Consider the following 18,189-nt stretch of genomic DNA (forward strand, 5'->3'; position numbering starts at 1 on the left):
TTCATCCCTCGCGGATGGGAGATTCCGGTGCAGACACAACTCTCCAACCTGAGCCGCCGCAGGTTTCTCGCCGGACTGGGAACACTCTCAGCGGGACTCGCGGTCAGCGGCGCGCTGGCCGGCTGTGGTGGCAACGGCAACGCAGGTGGTGGCAGCAAGAAGGGCCTGACCTTCCTGAACTGGGAGCAGGTCAAGGGCACACCGCTCGAGCAGGCGATCCAGGCGTACGAGAAGTCCTCCGGAGCCACCGTCACGGTGCAGCCGGCGGTCACCCAGGAGTACGACACGAAGATGCGCACGCTGCTCGCGGGCGGCAGTCCGCCGGACATCATGCGGATCAACGACGACTTCGTCCGCGGCTTCTCCGAGCAGGGTGCACTGCTCGACCTGAAGCCGTACATCGAGAAGGACCAGCTGGACACCAGCGCGTTCGCCAAGGAGGCGTACGAGTTCCCGAAGCAACCGGACGGTTCACACACCGCCTGGGTGCTCGGGTACCAGCCGCGGCTGATCTTCTACAACGTCGATCTGTTCAAGCAGGCCGGCGTACCGCTGCCGCCGACGACCTGGTCGTCGACCGGCTGGACCTGGTCCGACTTCACCGAGACGGCGAAGAAGCTCACCGACCCGGCCAAGAAGCAGTACGGCGCCCTGGTCTACCTGGACACGGGGTACGAGCAGACGTTCACCGTCAACCACGGCAGCCAGACCGGCATCTTCTCCACCGACGGGACGAAGTTCACCCTGCCCGATGCCAAGGAGGTCGAGGCACTCCAGTGGGCGACCGACCTGACCTGCAAGGAGAAAGTGCAGCCGCCGTGGTCGGCGCTGCAGCAGGACAACGTGCAGAACCAGATGTTCGCCCAGGGCAAGATCGCGATGATGTTCGCGACCTTCGGCACCGTGCCGTACATGCGCACCACGGTGAAGGACTTCACCTGGGACGTCGCGCCGCCGCCGGCCGATGTCCACCAGAAGACCGAGTCCAGCGTGATCGTGTTCTGCATCCCGAAGACCGCGAAGAATCCCGACCAGGCCTGGGACCTGCTCAAGTTCCTGGCCGGCGAGGAAGGCGGGAAGATCCTTCTCCAGGGCGGCGCGTTCACGCCGATCAACAACACGGTCGCCGCGCAACTCGCGCCGAACGGGAAGATGCCCGAGCACATCGCGCTGTTCGGTGAGGCCGCCAAGCACCTGACCGCGACCAACCAGACCAAGAACACGCTCGGCGCCCGCGAGCTGTACCGGCCGGCGCTGGACCAGGCCTACAACTGCGAGAAGCAGGTCGGCGACGTCCTCCAGCAGATCAAGCCACAGGTGGAGAACGCCTTGAAGGGTTGATGTCGATGGCAACGATCACGATGGCGCGCCGCCGCGCGGCCCCGATCACCGAGGTCCGGCGGGCGCGGCGCAAACAGAACCTGGTCGGCTGGTTGTTCATCAGCCCGATCGTGGTCGGCGTGGTGGCCTTCCAGTTCTTCCCGATCCTGGTCTCGATGGGTGCGTCACTGACCAACTGGAACGGCATCTCCGCACCGAAGTTCGTCGGCCTGAAGAACTTCACCGATCTGTTCGGCAACGATCCGTTGTTCCTGCAGACCTTCAAGAACACCGTCTACTTCACCCTCGCCAGCATTCCGCTCACCATCGGCATCGGACTGGTCCTGGCCCTGCTGTGTGCCCGTCCGATCCGCGGCGTCGCGTTCTTCCGGACGGCGTACTTCGCGCCGTACGTGACGAACGTGGTGGCGATCGGGTTCGTCTGGTTCTGGTTCTTCCAGCCGGACAGCGGCGTGATCAACGGGCTGCTCAGCCAGATCGGCATCCACGGCCCGCAGTGGTTGTCGAGCTCGGCCTGGGCGATGCCGGCGGTGATCATGGTCAGCGTCTGGCAGGGCATCGGCTACCCGATGATCATCCTCCTGGCCGGTCTGCAGGGATTGCCCAACGAGTACTTCGAGTCGGCCAGGATCGACGGCGCCGGGGCCTGGCAGCGGCTGCGGTTCATCACGCTGCCGCTGCTGACGCCGCACTTCCTGTTCCTGCTGATCACGCAGTTCATCACGTCGTTCCAGGTGTTCGGCCTGATCTACGTGATGACCAAGGGCGGGCCGGGCCACGCCACCAGCGTCTACATCTTCAACATCTACCAGAACGCGTTCGGCTTCGGGAAGATCGGCTACGCCTCGGCGATGGCGTGGATCCTCTTCGCGGTGATCGCGGCCGTCACCTACCTGCAGTGGAAGCTGCAGAAGAGGTGGGTGTTCTACTCATGAGACTCCTCGGCAAGACCTCGCAGTACGTCGTCATGTCGTTGTTCGCGCTCGTGTTCCTCGCGCCCCTGGTGTGGATGATCAGTGCCTCGCTCCGCCCCGAGGCGAAGGTGCTGAGCGTGCCGCCGAAGTTCCTGCCGTCGGACGCGCAGTGGGACAACTACCGCCAGGTGTTCGAGCTGATCCCGGTGTTCCTGTGGAACAGCGTGAAACTGGCCGGGCTCAACGTGGTCGGCATCCTGATCGTCGCGTCGATGGCCGGGTACGCGTTCGCGCGGCTGCGGTTCGCCGGCCGGGACGCGGCGTTCATGGTGCTGCTGGCCACCTCGATCATCCCGGGCATCGCGTACCTGATCCCGCAGTACATCGTGTTCCGGCAGATCGGCTGGGTGGACACGCAGTACCCGCTGTGGGTGCCGAAGGTGCTCACGCCGGTATTCGCGACGTTCCTGATGCGGCAGTCCTTCCTGACGATCCCGCAGGAGCTCGAGGACGCGGGCAAGATCGACGGGGCGTCCACGTTCGGCATCTACTGGCGGATCATGCTGCCGCAGACCAAGCCGGCGCTGGCCGCGATCGGGGTGTTCACCTTCCTCGAGTCGTGGAACGACCTGTTCGGTCCACTGATCTACATCAATTCCGAGAACCTGCAGACGTTGCCGGTGGCACTCGCCCAGTTCCAGGGCGAGTACTTCACCCAGATCAGTCTGCTGATGTGCGGTGCGACGATCTCCGTCGTACCGGTGATCGCCGTCTTCCTCTTTGCGCAGCGCTATTTCATCCAAGGCATCACGATGACAGGAATGAAGGGGTGAGCACCGTGCCGGACCGGCTCGTTGCCATGCAGATCGGAGCGGTTTCGTTCGTCGACGAAGGCGTCGACCAGACACTCGACATCCTGGCCGATCGCGGCGCGGTGAACGCGCTGTTCCTGGCCACGCCGACCTGGACCCGGGGGACCGGCGGGCGGCAGATCCCCGGGCACCCGATCCCCGACCACGGCGGATCCGAGTACGACCTGGGCTGGGTGGGCGGCAACTACGCGACGCCGCACCCGCAGTACTACGGGAACACCGTGCTCGGCGCGGCTGGCCGGGCGCCGGAGCACCCGGAGCTCGACCTGCTCGACGAGGTGATCCCGAAGGCCCGTGAGCGTGGGATGAAGTCGTTCGCCTGGATGGAGGAGAGCGGGGGTGCCAAGCAGCTCCGCACGTACCCGAACTTCGCCAAGGTGCTCGAGGTGGACGCGTGGGGCCGGCCGAGCCGCCGGCCGTGCTTCAACAACCCGGACTACCGCAACTGGCACCTCGGCTTCGTCGAGGACTACGTGCAGAGCTACCAGCTCGACGGCCTGGCCTGGTGCTCGGAGCGGCCCGGCCCGCTCAACATGCTGATGCAGGGGACCGTCGACGTGTCCGAGGTCGGCTGCTTCTGCCCGCACTGCCGGGAGGTCGGCCGCGAGCGCGGCATCGACGTCAACCGGGCGATGCGGGGCTACCGCGAGCTGGTCGAGTGGAACCAGCGGGTCGGCGCCGGTGAGCGTCCGATCGACGGCGCGTTCGTCGCGTTCTGGCGGATCCTGCTGAACTTCCCCGAGGTCTTGTCCTGGCAGACGCTGTGGACCGAGAGCCAGCGGCAGCTGTACCGCGACATCTACGGGGTCGTCAAGGCGATCTCGCCCGAGGTGCAGGTCGGCTGGCACGTCTACCACAACATCTCGTTCAGCCCGTTCTACCGGGCCGACCAGGACTACACCGAGATGGCGAAGTTCTCCGACTTCATCAAGGTGGTCATCTACAACAACTGCGCCGGTCCGCGGTTCTTCACCTGGGTGAAGAGCATCTGCGGCGCGCTGTTCGCCGACGCCGAGCCGGAGGACGTCTACCCGTTGATGATGAAGCTGCTGCAGCTCGACGAGGGCGACTACGAGAAGCTGCCGCAGACCGGGTTCACGGCCGACTACGTACGCCGGGAGACCGAGCGGGCCGTCGCCGGGGTCGGCGGGCAGAGCAAGATCTACCCGGGCATCGACATCGACATCCCGGTCGGCGTCGCCAAGCAGCGTGGGCTGGAGACGCCGCGTGACGTCGGGACGAAGATCAACTGGGACGACAACGAGGGCGATCTCACCGCGTGCACCCGGGAGTCCGTGCGGGACGCGACGCTGGCCGCGTTCGCGGGTGGTGCGGAGGGCGTCGTCCTGAGTCGCAAGTACTCCGAGATGCTGCTGGAGAACCTCTCCGGCGCCGGCGACGCCGTCCGGAGTCTCAAGTGACCTGGTACCAACGTACGCTGCGCTGGGCGCAGACCAACCTGACCGAGAAGGACCCCGCGCGGTACGACGCCGAATGGTGGCGGGAGCAGTGGCGCCGGACGAACGTCCAGGGGGTGATCGTCAACGCCGGCGGGATCGTCGCGTACTACCCGAGCAAGTTCGAGCTGCACCACCGGGCCGAGTTCCTCGGCGATCGCGACCTGTACGGCGAGATCGTCGGGCTCGCCCGCGAGGACGGCCTCACGGTGCTGGCCCGGATGGACTCCAACCGGGCCCACCAGCCCTTGTACGACGCGCATCCGGACTGGTTCGCGATCGATGCCGAGGGCAACCCGTACCGGGCCGGGAAGATGTACGTCGCCTGCGTCACCGGCCCGTACTACCGGGACTTCCTGACCGGGATCCTCGAGGAGATCATCGAGCGCAGCTCGCCCGACGGGATCACCGACAACAGCTGGAGCGGGCTCGGCCGGGGCTCGATCTGCTACTGCCCGAACTGCCGGGACGGCTTCGGTCAGGACCTGCCACAGTCCCCTGACTGGGCCGACCCGGTCTACCGGCAGTGGATCCGCTGGAGCTACGACCAGCGGCTGGCGGTCTGGGACCTCAACAACGAGGTGACCCGGCGAGCCGGTGGCCCGGACTGCCTGTGGATCGGCATGAACGGCGGCGAGGTCGTTGCCCAGAGCAAACGACTACGCGACGACGTGGAGATCTGCAAGCGGGCGGCGATCTTCATGCTGGACTCGCAGTGGCGGCACGAGGAGTCCGGGTTCCAGGCGAACGCGGACTCCGGCAAACGACTGCACGGCCTGCTCGGGTGGGACACGCTGATCCCGGAGAGCACCGCGATGTACGACGCCGGCGTACCGACCTTCCGGCTCGGGAGCAAGCCCGAGCCGGAAGCGCGGATGTGGGCGGTCGAGGGGTTCGCGGGCGGGATCCAGCCGTGGTGGCATCACATCGGGTCGGTGCACGAGGACCGGCGGCAGTACGCGACGGCGGAGCCGTTGTTCGGCTGGCACGCCGCGAACGAGCAGTACCTGGTCGGCCGCGAGCCGGTCGCCACGGTCGGGCTGCTGTGGAGTCAGCGCAGCGTCGACTTCCATGGCAAGGACGAGCCGGAGACGACGAGTCTGCTGCCCTACCGCGGGTGGGTGGACGCGCTGGTCCGGGCGCGGATCCCGTACCTGCCGATCCACGAGGTCGACCCGGGACTGGCGGTGATCATCGTCCCGAACGTCGGGGTCCTCACCGATCCCCAGTGCGAGGCGCTGGCGGCGTATGTCGAGGGCGGCGGGCGGCTCGTGGTCACCGGGGAGTCGGGCCTGTACGACGAGTGGGGTGATCGGCGGGACGAGTCGCCACTCGCCGGGCTGCTCGGAGTGCGTCACCAGGGGAAGCGGCTGGAGGCGGGTCAGGTCGACTGGGAGACGTACGGCGCGCACAGCTATCTGCGGATCGAGGATCGGGGGATCGCAGACGGGTTCGGGGACACCGATCTGTTGCCGTTCGGTGGACAGCTTGAGCTGGTCGAGGCTTCCGGAGCCGCGGTGACCTACGTACCGCCGTTCCCGATCTACCCGCCGGAGTTGTCGTGGATGGCCGAGCCGCGGACCGACGTACCCGTGGTGGTGCTCGGCGAGCGTACGGCGTACCTCGCGGCGGACCTGGACCGGTTGTACGCGCAGTATCACCATCCCGACCACGGACGGCTGCTGGCGAACCTCGTCCGCCGCGCGGCCGAAGGTGACCTCCCGTTGCAGGTCGACGGCGCCGGGGTGCTCGACTGCCAGGTCTACCGGCAGGGCGAACGCCACATCCTGCACCTGGTCAATCTCGACCAGGGCGGCGCCTGGCGCGGGCGGCTGGAGGAGTTCACGCCCGCCGGTCCGTTCACGATCAGGCTCCGGGCGAGCGGCCGGCGGGCGCGGTTCCTGGTCGCGGGTGGGGAGGCGGAGGTGAACGAACGGGACGGCTGGATTACGGTCGAGGTGGCGCGGATCGCCGACCACGAGGTCGTGGTCTTCGAGTGAGAAGGAGTGGGTTCGTGGCATTCGAGGTCACCGGTGCACGGCACGAGCGGTACGACGAGATCCTGACCGAGCGGGCGCTCGGCCTGATCGAGCAACTGCACCGCGAGTACGACGGGCGGCGGCGCGAGCTGCTCGAGCGCCGCCGGGAGCGGGTCGCGGAGATCGCGGCCGGGGCGTCGCTGGGGTTCCTGCCGGAGACCAAGGACGTGCGGGACGACCCGGACTGGCGGGTCGCGCCCGCGGCCCCGGGCCTGGTCGACCGCCGGGTGGAGATCACCGGGCCGACGGACCGGAAGATGACGATCAACGCGCTGAACTCGGGCGCGAAGGTCTGGCTGGCCGACCAGGAGGACGCCAACACGCCGACCTGGGAGAACGTGGTCGGCGGGCAGCTCAACCTGCTCGACGCGATCACCCGGCGGATCGACTTCAGCACCGACGCGAAGAGCTACGCGCTGAAGCCGGACGACGAGCTGGCGACCATCGTGGTCCGGCCGCGCGGGTGGCATCTGCCGGAGAAGCACATCCAGGTCGACGGCGTCCCGGTGAGCGGTTCGCTGGTGGACTTCGCGCTGTACTTCGCCGCTTGCGCGCAGCTGCAGCTCGACCGGGGTCAGGGACCGTACTTCTACCTGCCGAAGATGGAGTCGCACCTGGAGGCGCGGCTCTGGAACGACGTGTTCGTGACCGCGCAGGAGGCGCTCGGCATCCCGCGCGGGACGATCCGGGCGACGGTGCTGATCGAGACCTATCCGGCCGCCTTCGAGATGGAGGAGATCCTCTACGAGCTCCGCGAGCACTCGGCCGGGCTGAACGCGGGCCGCTGGGACTACATGTTCAGCGTGATCAAGACCCACCGGACCCGGGGCACCGACTTCCAGTTGCCGGACCGCAACAGCGTGACGATGACGGTGCCGTTCATGCGCGCGTACACCGAGCTGCTGGTCCGGACGTGCCACAAGCGCGGTGCGCACGCGATCGGCGGGATGGCGGCGTTCATCCCGAGCAAGGATCCGGCCGTGAACGAGCAGGCGTTCGCGAAGGTCGAGGCGGACAAGACCCGCGAGGCCGGTGACGGGTTCGACGGGTCGTGGGTCGCGCACCCCGGCATGGTCGAGACCTGCCGGACCGTGTTCGACTCGGTGCTGGGTGACCGGCCGAACCAGGTGGACAAGCTGCGTGAGGACGTGTCGGTGACCGCCGAGCAACTGCTCGACGTCGCCGCCACGCCGGGCGAGGTCACCGAGGCCGGCCTGCGGAACAACGTCAGCGTCGCGATCCAGTACCTGGCCGCCTGGCTGGAGGGTCTCGGCGCCGTCGGCATCTTCAACCTGATGGAGGACGCCGCCACCGCGGAGATCTCGCGCTCCCAGATCTGGCAGTGGCGCCGGAACGGCGTCGTCCTCGACACCGGCGAGACCGTCACCACCGAGCTCGTCGAACGCATCGCCGACGAGGAGATCACCAAGCTCGACCAGTACCTGCGCTACCAGTCAGCCCGGGCCCTCTTCCTCGAGGTCGCTCTGGCCGATGAGTACGTCGATTTCCTCACGCTGCCCGCTTACGAGCGCTTCTCCTGAGGCGGGTCGACGTTCACGGTCGGGATGCCGCCGCCCGCCCTCGCGATGATCGCGAGGGACGGGTCGGCGGTGGGGTTGCTCTCGCGATGGATGGTGAACGCCGGCACGTGGACGAAGTCGCCGGCCACCGCATCCAGGTACTCGTCGCTGCCCTCGAATTCCAGCCGTAGCACGCCGGAGACGATGTAGAGACTGCTCTCGTTCTTGTCGTGGTGGTGCCAGCCCGAGATCGCCCCAGGCTGGGTCACGACCTGCCCGGCCCACAGGATCGGCAGCTCGAACGCCCGCATCCGCAACATGCCGGCCGTCGGATCAGCCGCCACCAGCTCACCGGCCTTGATCACCCGCACAGGCTCAGTCATGCCAGCAGTCTGCCTCCGCCTGAGCCGGTATCGCCACCGGGTGGGCCCTGGAGGATGCGGGCCCGGGCATCGGGGACGGTGAGGGCCTGAGTGAGCAGCCAGGTGACGCCGGAGCGTTCGTACTGCGGGACCGTGGCCGGCGTGGGTTCGGTCGCGTCGGCGTTGCCGATGAGGACGACGTCGTACGGCGTATCGGCCGTCCGGGCGGCGCGGAGGTCCTCGGCGATCTCCTCGTACGTTTCGGGCGGGATCACCACCAGCGGCCACTGTTCGCTGGCTGGCGCGAACCCGTCCCAGCGGGCGGCTCGGCGGCGGGGCGGACGGAAGGAGCCGCCGGCGCCGATCCAGATCGGGATTCTGGGGTGTTGCAGCGGCGTTGGGCGGAGGGAGACGCCGCGGCAGGTGTAGTGCTCGCCTTCGAAGTCGACCCGTTCGCCGGTCCACAAGCGGTTCACCAGGTCGAGGAACTCGTCGACCATCGCCGCCCTGGTCCGAAGATCCAGGTCCATCCCGAACGCGGTGAACTGGTCATCCGGGTGGCCGAGGCCGACCCCGAGGATCAGGCGGCCCGCCGACAGCCGATCCAGCGTCACCGCCTGGCGCGCGAACGTCTCCGGCCGCAGCCGGGCCACCGCCGTGACCAGAGTGCCGAAGCGGATCCGCTCGGTCGCCCCGGCCACCGCCGTGAGTGCCACCATCGCGTCGGCCGCGTCGTCGGACTCACCGAGCGCTTCCCGGACCGCGTCCGTATGCGGGTGCAGCGGCAGCAGTTCGTCCCAGATGAAGAATCCGTCCCATCCGGAGGCTTCAGCCGACCGCGCCAGCTCCACGAGGACACCTACGTCAGCGAAAGCGCCTTGGTTCGGCAAGTAGATCCCGTGCAGCATGCGCCCTCTCCCTCGGGCCGACGCCGTTGACTGCAGCCTGCGGCCCGCCGGGCACACTGTCAACGACGCGTCGGCGGGCCTAGGCTGCGAGCATGGCGAGCATTGTGTTGCGGATTCGGCTCACGAGCGGTGACCACCTCGATGTCACCTACGAGGAGAGTGCCGCGGCCGATGACGACGAGGTCGTCGAGCACGCCGTCGCGGCACTCGCGGATGATGCCGGCCTGCTTCGGTGCGAACACGGCGGGCGACTCCTCGTGCTGTACGCACGAGGAGTCGCCGCCGTGGAGATCGCCCCACGAGGTGCGGTCCTGTAACCAGGGGTCAGCGTTTCGGGTAGGCGGCGTCGACCTCCACCTCGACGAGCCAGCCGGTGACCGGGAGGTTCTCGATCTCGAGGGCGAAGCGGGACGGGCGGGACTTGTTGACCACGAACGGTTCGGCGGGTGGCGCCGTACCGAGCGGGACGGGGACGTACTGACCGGTGGTGAGGTCGGTGTTGGCGAAGTACTGGCGGTACGCACGGTTCCAGCCGGCGAAGTCGGCGGTGGCCGCTCCGGACGGGTTCTGGAGGAAGACGCGCATCGTGTAGACGTCGGCGTACGACAGGCCGGCCGCCTGCAGGTTCTCGCCGATCCGGCGGAGGACGTTGATGCCTTGGGCTTCGGTGATCGTGACCCCGGCGGGCAGGGTGCCGCCCGGGAAGACGGCGGTGTCGACGTACGACGCCTCGGACCCGGCGGGAGCGCCCGTGTTGAGGGCCGACGGGCCGATGCCACTGGTCTTGTAGACGGGAGTGTTGGCTCCGATGCCGACGCCACTGGCGATCATCGGGTTGGCCTGACCCGCGGGCAGCGCCGGTACGACGGTGCCCGGCTGCGGTGGTTTCGGCCGGTTCCACCAGCCGGCGGCGCCGGCGGTGAACGAGCACGAGGCGATCAGCACGACGACGAAGCCGATCAGGAGCCGGCGCCTCATCGGTTCGTCACCCGGGTGTGCAGGGCGGTCACGGCGGCCCGGGCGGAGACGATCGCGCCGTGCTGCCAGGCGATGGTGTGGGACAGGTGGTCGCCGGCGAAGTAGATGTTGCCGGTGGCATCGAGTAGCCGGGCGTAGATCCCGTCGGTCTGGGACGGCCAGCTGACCCAGGACGCCTCGGAGTACTTCGTGCCGAGCCAGTTCACCGAGAACGCCGCCTTGACGTCCTTGGTGTACACGTCGCCGTGGATCTTGGCGCCCTGCAGCAGGGCGCGTTCCAGCCGGGCAGCCGGTGTGAGAGCGCCGTACGCGTTGGCGTTGGCGCCGGTGTTGTAGTAGCCGATGACCGTGCCACGCTCGCCGTGGAAGCCGGTCGACGGGTACCAGGTGTTGACCGTGTCCAGGTTGCTGTTGGTGATGCCGCCGTAGATCTTGTGGTCCTCCTCCCACCAGCGGCGGCCGTACTCGATGCCGATCTTGCCCGCGTTCGTCGGCCGGGCGTACTTCAGTGCCTCGAGGATCGGGGCCGGCAGGTTGGACGGGACCTTCGCGGCCAGGTGCGGCGGCAGCGTGCAGATGGCGTAGTCCGCGGTGAGCGCCCGCGTCCGCGTCCCGGTCGTGTAGGTGACCTCGACGCCGCTGCCGGTGTTGCGCAGGCCGGTGACCTCGGCGCCGTACCGGATCTTCTCCCGGCCGATCGCCTTCTCGAACGCGTACGGGATCCGGTCCATCCCGCCGACCGGCTGGAACATCATCATCGCCTGGTCCCAGCCGAACTCGAACGAGAAGTAGTTGCCGACCCCACTCGCGAAGACGTCGCTCAATGGGTACGGCGCGGCCGTCGTACCGCCCTCCAGCCCGGCGCCCGGCTCGACCTCGTAGCCGCGGCGGCCGTCGGTGCCGGTGTAGGCGAAGCCGGCCGCCTTGTTCCCGATCGAACCGAAACTGCTGAGGAACCCGATCAGCGCCTGCTTGTCGGTCGCCGTCAGCCGGCTGTCGAGTGCGCCCTGGTCGGTCGCGGTGGCGAGCAACTCGGCGACGTAGCCGTACACGTCCGCCTTGGCGGTGCGGTGCCGGATCGCCTTGCTGGACAGGGCGGTGGCACCTTCGCGGTAGAGATACGCGTCGGCGTTCTGGTTGACGAACGGCTCGATCGCGACGCCGAGTTCACGGCAGTACTCGAGTGTCACGTGGTGCTGGGGTAGCCGGGCCGGGCCGGCGTTCATGTACTGGCCGGGAGAGAACGCCGCCCGCTGGGTGTTGCCGGCCAGATCGGTCTCGACGGTGCCGCCGCGGACCGTCCAGTTGCGGCCGCCCGGACGCTGGCGGGCTTCGAGCAGGGTGACCTTGTAGCCGGCCTTGAGCAGTTCGTACGCCGAGGTCAGGCCGGCGATCCCGGCCCCGAGGATGACGACGTGCTTGGTGCCGCGGCCGTTCAGCTCGACCCGCGACGGAGCGGCGTACGCGGGGGTCTCGGCGACGCTCGTGAGGCCGAGCGCCGACATCGTGGAGTACAGGACACCGGCTCCACCGGTGATACCGACCTGTTGCAGGAACTGACGTCTGGTCTGCGCCATGCCTTCTCCTCACTGGGCAACGGGGTAGCTGACCAGAAAGGTAAGGACCTGATGTTTTCGGACTGTGTCCGGGCGGTGACGACCTGAGACCGGTACTGACAGGTATGTTTCGGGTTAACGAACCTGTTGGAGCTGGGTCCGGAGGGCCTTGACGACAGGGGCGATTTCCGCGTAAACGCCAGGAAAACCGGGTTCGGCGCAACCCTTGCCCCAGGAGACCAGGCCGAGCAGGCGGCCGTTCAGGACCAGGGGGCCGCCGGAGTCGCCCTGGCAGGTGTCGGCGGTGCCGTCGAGGTAGCCGGCGCAGATGTTCGAGGCGGCGGCGTACCCGTTGGCGACGTACTCCTTGTTGGCCAGGCAGGTCGCGTCGCCGAGGTCGGGGACGGCGAGTTTCTGCAGGGTGTCCTCGGGGCCGGTGCCGTCGGTGTCGCCCCAGCCGTAGACCGTCGGTACGACGCCGCGCCGGTCGGCTTTGGGGTTCGTCTCCAGCCCGATCACCGGCACACCGGTGAACGGGCGGGACAGCGTCAGTACGGCGAAGTCGTTGCGGCTGTCGTTCGTGTCGTACCCGGGGTGGATCCACACCTTGCTGATCCCGGACACCTGTCCGGTGCTGTCATCGGTCAGATCGGCCCGCCCTTGGATGGCGGCGTACGTCGATGCCGGCTTGATCATGCAGTGCGCGGCGGTGACGAGCTTGTCCGGCCCGACGAGGACCGCGCCACACCATCGCCCGGTCGGTCGCGAGGACTGGGTGTTCGTCAGCACCACCGCCCACGGCGCCTCGGTCACACTCGCCAGCGTCCCGCCGACGACCAGCGGCTTCTCCGCCGACGTGGACGCGGAGACCGATCCCGCGGTGACGAGCAGGAGGACGCCGGCGAGGACTGTGGCGCGTTTGAGCATCGACTACTCCTAGTGAGATCGTGGTTGCCTTAGGTAAAGTCCCACACCGAGCAGGATCGTCCACACGCCCCACGCCGTACTCCCGAGCAGTCCGGCCGCGTCCCACACCGGGAAGCTGGGTACGGCGGTCGACAGGATGTCGCCCTGGTTCGCCAGGTACAGCGCGCCTGCCACCAAGCCCGCCCAGCCGATCCACCGCGGCAGGACGGCGGTCCGCAGGATGAGCACGCTGACCCCGACGCTCCAGGCGATCGCGAGCAGTTCGCCCAGGTGCTCGCCGAGCAATGCGCCGCCGTACTGGTGCTGCGCGGTCCACGCCGCCGCGACCGCGGTGTCACCGTCGGCGTGTGCCCGCGCCAGTGGCGGTACGACGAAAACCCAGCGCAGGAAGCCGATCACCGAGAGCAGGACCGACGTCGCGCCGAGCGCGGTCGCGATCCGCAACAGCGTCGAGCTCTCCCGATTGATTGCTCTAGGCAACATCAGGATCGGGATCGCGAGCAGTCCGTAGGTCCACGCGACGGCGAACCAGGTCCAGGTCAGGCCGGTGCCGCCGTCGGTGTACGCGGTCAGCACCTTGCCGGCCGGCTCGCGCAGGATGTCCGGCCAGTCGAAGGTCGCGGACAGGACGGACGCGGCGATGGCGAAGCTGACCGCCGCGACGATGAACAGTGCTCCGGTGAGACGGCGCATGATGGGTTCCCCTCTCGAAATTGTACGGTGTACAGAGTTAGCATGCAGCTAATCCTGTACGCTGTCCAGAGTTAAGGAGGATCGGATGGCGACGAGAGGCCGGCCCGGACCACGCCGGACGTTGACGGAGGACGACCTGCTGGATGCCGCGCTGCGGCTGCTCGACGACAGTGGGCAGGCGTCGATCCGGGGGATCGCGGCCAAGGTCGGCGTCGCGCCGAACGCGGTCTACACCTATTTCCCGGACAAGGCGGCGGTGATCCGCGGGCTGGTGGAGAAGCTGCTCGGCGACGCCGGTACGGGCGCCTTCGCCGACGAGACCAGGCCGTGGCGGGACCGGATCGAGGCGCTGGCGATCGAGCTGCGCGAGCAACTGGTCGCGCATCCGGGCGCGGCCGCGCTGCTGCTGAGCGGCCCGATGGACGGCCCGCGCACGACCGCGCTGAACGAGCGCCTGCTGGAGTTGCTGACCGGCGCCGGACTCGACCCGGCCGACGCCGCGAGGTCGACGTACCTGCTGATCACCTACGTGCTGGGCGCGATCGCGCTCGAGGTCGCCGACGAGACCACCCCCGGCCCGCTACCGCCCGAGGCCGACCGCGTGGCCCGGCGCCGCGCCACCTTCGACCAGATCCCGGCCGACGTCTTCCCCCACTCGGCCGCGGCGGCACCGACGATGTCCCGCTACATCACCACCGACCAGTACCTCTGGGGCCTGCACCGCCTCCTCGACGGCATCACCTCACGGTGAAGAGAAGTGGTCACCCCGGCCACGCATGCCGGGGTGACCACATCGAGGGCTCAGGCGCGGTAGGCGGTCCACATAGTGCTCATGCGGCTGCTCTGGCCTGGCGTGAACTGGTTGTAGCAAGTGTCGTACGAATAGTCCATGTAGTTGTGGATCGGGTCGAGACCCGGCAGCGAGCACGAGTCGCGGCCCTCGGGGCAGCCGTTGGTGGAGCTGCTCTGGGCCGGGGTGTCGGACACCTCGTCGTTCGTCTGCGTACAGCCGCCCTGGAAGGTGTGGTAGAGCCCGAGCCAGTGGCCGGCCTCGTGGGTCGCGGTCTCACCGAGGTTGTAGTTCGCGATGCTGCCGCCGGGCAGCGAGTCGAAGTGCACGCGGATGCCGTCGATGCCCGGGCTGCGCGCGTAGTCCCAGGGGAACGTCGCGATGCCGAGGTAGGCGAAGTCGACCAGCCAGATGTTCAGCGCGTTCGCACCGCCCTTGCGGGTCTGCTTGCGGTACGTGCTGCTCTGCTTGTCCTTGTGCCAGTTGTTGTTGTTGAAGCGGTCGACACCGGCCAGCGTGAAGGTGAAGCCGGTGTTCGCCGCCTGCGACGACTCCTGGCCGGCGTACGTCTTGTTCAGTACGGCGATCTGCTGCGAGATCTGCGTGTCGGTCACGTCGCCGTTGCCGGCCGCGTCACGCATCACGTGCACGTAGACCGGGACGGTCGCGGCGGCCAGCGCACCCTTGGGTACGGCGATCCCGCGCGCGGCCTTGGCCTTCAGCAACTGGGCGGTCCGGGCTTCGATCGCCTTCTGCTCGGCGACCGAGATGTCCCGGGTGTCCGGGCCGTGACCACCCTTGGCGGCGGCACCGGCCGGTGGCACGAAGCAGTCGGACGCCGGTACTCGGTCCACCGGCACCCGGGCCGAAGCCTGGCCGCCGAGCGGAGTGAACAGGAGCGCCGAGCTGGCCAGCAGGACGGCCGCGGCGCGGGGACGGGTGATGAAAGATCGCATGGCTGCGCTCCTCCGGATCGGGCCGCTGGGCGGGCGGCCGGTTGCCCGGCATCCTGCGCAATGATTTCCCTGCCACGGAAGCGATCACCGCCGATTCTCCGGCGATCTAGGGAAAACCTTCGGTGATGCCACCTGGTGGGTAAGGATCAGGAGAGGAGTGAGGAGTCCCTCGCGGGCGCCCGCAGACTTCCGTAGCGTTCCATCCTTTGCCACCGCAGCCGCGAACCGGCCAGTGCGGTGAACACCGACTGGATCACGACCAGGTACATCAGTTGGCGGTAGACGAACTGCTGCAGCGGCAGCGTCCACAGCGGCCCGGCCCGTTCACCGTCCAGGTGGAACGCGTAGCGGCCCATGACGAACTGCAGGGCGAGGAAGCCCAGCCAGACCAGGCCCACGCGCAGCGGGTTCAGGAAGACCAAACCATAGATCGCGAACACGTCGACGACCGGTGCGAGTAGTGGCAGCAGGACCTGGAAGAGCAGCAGATACGTCAGACCGCGTCGGCCGAGCTTCCCGGCCCGGCCGCGCTGCAGCCAGGCACCGCGGTGCTTCCACATCGCCTGCAACGTGCCGTAGCACCAGCGGTAGCGCTGCCGCCACAACGCGCCGAATGACGCCGGAGCCTCGGTCCAGGCGATCGCGCGCTCCTCGTAGACGACCCGCCACCCGTCCCGGCACAACGCCATGGTCAGGTCGGTGTCCTCCGCGAGCGTCACGTCACTCAGCCCACCGATCCGCTCCAGCGCCGTACGGCGGAAGCCGCCGACGGCCCCCGGCACGGTGGGCATGCACTCGGCCAGGTCGAACAGCCGGCGGTCCAGGTTGAAGCCGATCACGTACTCGATGTGCTGCCAGCGCCCGAGCAGGCCGCCGCGGTTGCCGACCTTGGCATTGCCGGACACCGCCCCCACGGACGGGTCGGCGAACGGTTGCACGAGCATCCGGACCGCGTCCGGCTCGAACACGGTGTCGCCGTCGACCATCACGACCAGGTCGAAGTGGGCGGCCTGGAGACCGGTGTTGAGGGCCACCGGCTTGCCCGCGTTCGGCTGGCGGATCACCCGGACCCCGGGGATGCCCAGCGCCTCGACGAGGTCCGCCGTACCGTCGGTCGAACCGTCGTCGACCACGATCACCTCGAGCGGATGGTCCGACGCGACCAGCGACCTGACCGCCGCCTCGATCCCCGCGCTCTCGTTGTACGCCGGCACGATCACGCTGACCGGCTCGGTCACCGGCGGCCCCCACGACCAGTCCCGCATCCGGGCATGCCGGCGAGCCGCGATTACGGTCGTGATGGCGCGGAGCACGCTCAACGCACCCGCGGCGTACAGCAGCCAGGTGAGCAGCGTCAGGGCGCCGTCGCTCAGCCGCATCGCGCCGATCGCCGCCATGCCGCGACCGCGCTCCAACAGGCCGGCCGCGTGCACCGGCTGCGGTAGACCTACGGCGTCGCTGACCGTCGCGAACTTGTATCCGCGCGCCTTCAGCGTCGGGATCAGCTTGGCCAGCGCCGCGACGGTCTCGCTGCGGTCGCCACCGGCGTCGTGCATCAGCAGCACCTGTCCGGCGGTGCCGCGCGGCATCGAGTTCGCGATCACCTTCGCCGTTCCGGGACGGCGCCAGTCCTCGCTGTCCTGGGTGCTCAGCACGGTCAGGTACCCGGCCTGCCGGGTCTTCTCGATCGAGGTCCAGTCGGCGTTCCGTAGCGCGTCCGCCTCGGACGAGTACGGCGGACGCAGCAGCGGCGTACTGACACCGGTGGCGCCGGCCAGGATCAGCTGGCTCTGGCGCAGCTCGAGTGACCTGCGCCAGCCGGGGACCGTGCTCAGGTTCGCGTGGGTGAACGTGTGCAGGCCGATCTGATGGCCCTCGGCAACTATTCGGCGGGCCAGCTCGGGATGGGCGGCGACCTCGGTGCCGACCACGAAGAAGGTCGCCTTGACGTGCTGGGCCTTGAGCAGGTCGAGCACCTTCGGGGTCCAGACCGGATCCGGTCCGTCGTCGAAGGTCAGCGCGATGGTCCGCGCGGCCGGCCGGACCGAGCGGATCTCCGAGGGGCGGGCGTCGATGACCGGCCCGCCCGTCGCGACGGCCTTCGGTACGGCGTCGGCCGGGCCGCCGGCCGTGACCGCGCCGTCGGGTTCCGCGCCGTACAGGTGGTGCGTGTAGCCGTTCAGGAGCAGCATGCTCGACAGGCAGACGAGCAGCATGGTCAGCACGACCCAGTGGGTGCGCAGCGGGACGGGCTTGGCGCGACGGGCGACCGGCCGGCTCACGGCTTGCCGGGCGCCTTCGTCCGGCCGGGCGGTGCGGTCGGCCTGTTGCTGGTGTGCGCGCTCGTCTTACCAGGTGGGACGGTGGGCGAGCCGGTGGCAGGCGTGGTCGGTGCGACGGTCGGAATCGTGGCGACGATGGTCAGCGTACCGGCCGGCGTGGCGGTCGGCGTACCCGAAGGTGTCCTGCTCGGTGTGCTGCCCTCGCGGCCCGGCGTCGGCGTCGGCGTCGATCCGATGGTGGGGATCGCGGCGGGCGGCGGATTCGTGGGAGGCCGGTGCGCGGGCCGGACGGCTTCGGGGAGGGGAACCAGCGGGGTGTCCAAGCGCGGTCCGCCGAACAGGCTGCTGGTCATCAGGACCAGGTAGCCGACGACGGGTACGGCGAGCGCCACGCCGGCACGGCGGATGGCGCGATGACGGCGCCCGGTCGAGTCCAGAAAGACCGGCCGCCGGGCGGAGGGCGACTTCACAAGCCTGGGATGTTACGGGCTACCGGCCGGTCACGGGAGTCCGGTCCTGAACGACTGCGGAGAGTGCCGGCCGGATCACTCCCCGGGGATGAATACTCGGGCTCAAAACCACCCACCATGCCGC

At 68.6% G+C, this 18,189-nt stretch carries 17 protein-coding genes; 8 read left to right on the plus strand and 9 right to left on the minus strand.

The annotated features are described in order from the left end of the window. Positions 1–27 precede the first annotated feature (27 nt). Genes ACZ6O0_RS10640 through aceB form a run of 6 tightly spaced genes read left to right on the plus strand, consistent with a single transcriptional unit; the run spans position 28 to position 8,164 of the window. Positions 28–1,341, plus strand: a complete 1,314-nt coding sequence (locus ACZ6O0_RS10640; RefSeq protein ID WP_465764592.1) for an ABC transporter substrate-binding protein — start codon at positions 28–30, stop codon at positions 1,339–1,341. 5 nt (positions 1,342–1,346) lie between these two features. Further along, positions 1,347–2,276, plus strand: coding sequence for a carbohydrate ABC transporter permease (locus tag ACZ6O0_RS10645; protein WP_465764593.1), 930 nt, complete (start codon positions 1,347–1,349; stop codon positions 2,274–2,276). Further along, entirely contained in the window at positions 2,273–3,088 is an 816-nt protein-coding gene (locus ACZ6O0_RS10650) for a carbohydrate ABC transporter permease (protein ID WP_465764594.1), read from the plus strand. The genes ACZ6O0_RS10645 and ACZ6O0_RS10650 overlap by 4 nt, the downstream gene beginning before the upstream one ends. Continuing rightward, entirely contained in the window at positions 3,085–4,548 is a 1,464-nt protein-coding gene (locus ACZ6O0_RS10655) for a hypothetical protein (RefSeq protein ID WP_465764595.1), read from the plus strand. The genes ACZ6O0_RS10650 and ACZ6O0_RS10655 overlap by 4 nt, the downstream gene beginning before the upstream one ends. Beyond that, positions 4,545–6,584 carry an alpha-amylase family protein gene (locus ACZ6O0_RS10660; RefSeq protein ID WP_465764596.1) on the plus strand — a complete coding sequence of 680 codons (2,040 nt, stop codon included), beginning with the start codon at positions 4,545–4,547 and terminating at the stop codon, positions 6,582–6,584. Before ACZ6O0_RS10655 ends, ACZ6O0_RS10660 begins: the two co-directional genes overlap by 4 nt. Positions 6,585–6,598: 14 nt before the next feature. Continuing rightward, the gene (gene aceB / locus ACZ6O0_RS10665) at positions 6,599–8,164 is read left to right on the plus strand and encodes a malate synthase A (RefSeq protein ID WP_465764597.1); all 1,566 of its coding nucleotides are present in this window, start codon (positions 6,599–6,601) and stop codon (positions 8,162–8,164) included. Here the strand turns inward: aceB and ACZ6O0_RS10670 are convergent. Both ACZ6O0_RS10670 and ACZ6O0_RS10675 read right to left on the minus strand, forming a co-directional pair. After that, positions 8,146–8,526, minus strand: a complete 381-nt coding sequence (locus tag ACZ6O0_RS10670; RefSeq protein ID WP_465764598.1) for a cupin domain-containing protein — start codon at positions 8,524–8,526, stop codon at positions 8,146–8,148. The two genes, aceB and ACZ6O0_RS10670, sit on opposite strands and share 19 nt — an antisense overlap. After that, complete coding sequence (locus tag ACZ6O0_RS10675) at positions 8,523–9,413, minus strand: LLM class flavin-dependent oxidoreductase (RefSeq protein WP_465764599.1); 891 nt, start codon at positions 9,411–9,413, stop codon at positions 8,523–8,525. Before ACZ6O0_RS10675 ends, ACZ6O0_RS10670 begins: the two co-directional genes overlap by 4 nt. A gap of 92 nt (positions 9,414–9,505) precedes the next feature. Here ACZ6O0_RS10675 and ACZ6O0_RS10680 point away from each other — a divergent pair, with 92 nt between their 5' ends. Further along, complete coding sequence (locus ACZ6O0_RS10680; protein ID WP_465764600.1) at positions 9,506–9,730, plus strand: hypothetical protein; 225 nt, start codon at positions 9,506–9,508, stop codon at positions 9,728–9,730. 7 nt (positions 9,731–9,737) lie between these two features. Here the strand turns inward: ACZ6O0_RS10680 and ACZ6O0_RS10685 are convergent, their stop codons facing one another. The 4 genes from ACZ6O0_RS10685 to ACZ6O0_RS10700 all read right to left on the minus strand — a co-directional run bounded on the left by ACZ6O0_RS10685 (position 9,738) and on the right by ACZ6O0_RS10700 (position 13,567). Continuing rightward, positions 9,738–10,391, minus strand: a complete 654-nt coding sequence (locus tag ACZ6O0_RS10685; RefSeq protein WP_465764601.1) for a Rid family hydrolase — start codon at positions 10,389–10,391, stop codon at positions 9,738–9,740. After that, positions 10,388–11,968, minus strand: coding sequence for a flavin monoamine oxidase family protein (locus tag ACZ6O0_RS10690; RefSeq protein ID WP_465764602.1), 1,581 nt, complete (start codon positions 11,966–11,968; stop codon positions 10,388–10,390). Before ACZ6O0_RS10690 ends, ACZ6O0_RS10685 begins: the two co-directional genes overlap by 4 nt. Before the next feature lie 114 nt (positions 11,969–12,082). Further along, positions 12,083–12,874, minus strand: a complete 792-nt coding sequence (locus ACZ6O0_RS10695) for a S1 family peptidase (RefSeq protein WP_465764603.1) — start codon at positions 12,872–12,874, stop codon at positions 12,083–12,085. 9 nt (positions 12,875–12,883) lie between these two features. Continuing rightward, positions 12,884–13,567: a DUF4386 domain-containing protein gene (locus tag ACZ6O0_RS10700; RefSeq protein WP_465764604.1), complete on the minus strand. Its 684-nt coding sequence runs from the start codon at positions 13,565–13,567 to the stop codon at positions 12,884–12,886. Between the two features lie 85 nt (positions 13,568–13,652). Between ACZ6O0_RS10700 and ACZ6O0_RS10705 the strand changes: the two genes are divergently transcribed. Beyond that, on the plus strand, positions 13,653–14,318 hold the full coding sequence (locus ACZ6O0_RS10705; RefSeq protein ID WP_465764605.1) for a TetR/AcrR family transcriptional regulator C-terminal domain-containing protein: 666 nt from the start codon (positions 13,653–13,655) through the stop codon (positions 14,316–14,318). A 50-nt stretch (positions 14,319–14,368) separates the two neighbouring features. Here the strand turns inward: ACZ6O0_RS10705 and ACZ6O0_RS10710 are convergent, their stop codons facing one another. The 3 genes from ACZ6O0_RS10710 to ACZ6O0_RS10720 form a co-directional block, all read right to left on the minus strand. Beyond that, the gene (locus tag ACZ6O0_RS10710; RefSeq protein ID WP_465764606.1) at positions 14,369–15,313 is read right to left on the minus strand and encodes a zinc metalloprotease; all 945 of its coding nucleotides are present in this window, start codon (positions 15,311–15,313) and stop codon (positions 14,369–14,371) included. 146 nt (positions 15,314–15,459) lie between these two features. Further along, positions 15,460–17,595, minus strand: coding sequence for a bifunctional polysaccharide deacetylase/glycosyltransferase family 2 protein (locus ACZ6O0_RS10715; protein ID WP_465764607.1), 2,136 nt, complete (start codon positions 17,593–17,595; stop codon positions 15,460–15,462). Next, positions 17,592–18,065, minus strand: a complete 474-nt coding sequence (locus ACZ6O0_RS10720; protein ID WP_465764608.1) for a hypothetical protein — start codon at positions 18,063–18,065, stop codon at positions 17,592–17,594. The genes ACZ6O0_RS10715 and ACZ6O0_RS10720 overlap by 4 nt, the downstream gene beginning before the upstream one ends. Positions 18,066–18,189: the final 124 nt, after the last annotated feature.

Source organism: Kribbella sp. NPDC048837, assembly GCF_055586945.1.

What these genes read in the sequence shown, in the direction of transcription:
- ACZ6O0_RS10695 (WP_465764603.1), bottom strand. Translation starts at nt 12,874, where the DNA reads ATGCTCAAACGCGCCACAGTCCTCGCCGGCGTCCTCCTGCTCGTCACC.
- ACZ6O0_RS10700 (WP_465764604.1), bottom strand. Translation starts at nt 13,567, where the DNA reads ATGCGCCGTCTCACCGGAGCACTGTTCATCGTCGCGGCGGTCAGCTTC.
- ACZ6O0_RS10690 (WP_465764602.1), bottom strand. Translation starts at nt 11,968, where the DNA reads ATGGCGCAGACCAGACGTCAGTTCCTGCAACAGGTCGGTATCACCGGT.
- ACZ6O0_RS10705 (WP_465764605.1), top strand. Translation starts at nt 13,653, where the DNA reads ATGGCGACGAGAGGCCGGCCCGGACCACGCCGGACGTTGACGGAGGAC.
- ACZ6O0_RS10670 (WP_465764598.1), bottom strand. Translation starts at nt 8,526, where the DNA reads ATGACTGAGCCTGTGCGGGTGATCAAGGCCGGTGAGCTGGTGGCGGCT.
- ACZ6O0_RS10645 (WP_465764593.1), top strand. Translation starts at nt 1,347, where the DNA reads ATGGCAACGATCACGATGGCGCGCCGCCGCGCGGCCCCGATCACCGAG.
- ACZ6O0_RS10685 (WP_465764601.1), bottom strand. Translation starts at nt 10,391, where the DNA reads ATGAGGCGCCGGCTCCTGATCGGCTTCGTCGTCGTGCTGATCGCCTCG.
- ACZ6O0_RS10710 (WP_465764606.1), bottom strand. Translation starts at nt 15,313, where the DNA reads ATGCGATCTTTCATCACCCGTCCCCGCGCCGCGGCCGTCCTGCTGGCC.
- ACZ6O0_RS10650 (WP_465764594.1), top strand. Translation starts at nt 2,273, where the DNA reads ATGAGACTCCTCGGCAAGACCTCGCAGTACGTCGTCATGTCGTTGTTC.
- ACZ6O0_RS10675 (WP_465764599.1), bottom strand. Translation starts at nt 9,413, where the DNA reads ATGCTGCACGGGATCTACTTGCCGAACCAAGGCGCTTTCGCTGACGTA.
- ACZ6O0_RS10680 (WP_465764600.1), top strand. Translation starts at nt 9,506, where the DNA reads ATGGCGAGCATTGTGTTGCGGATTCGGCTCACGAGCGGTGACCACCTC.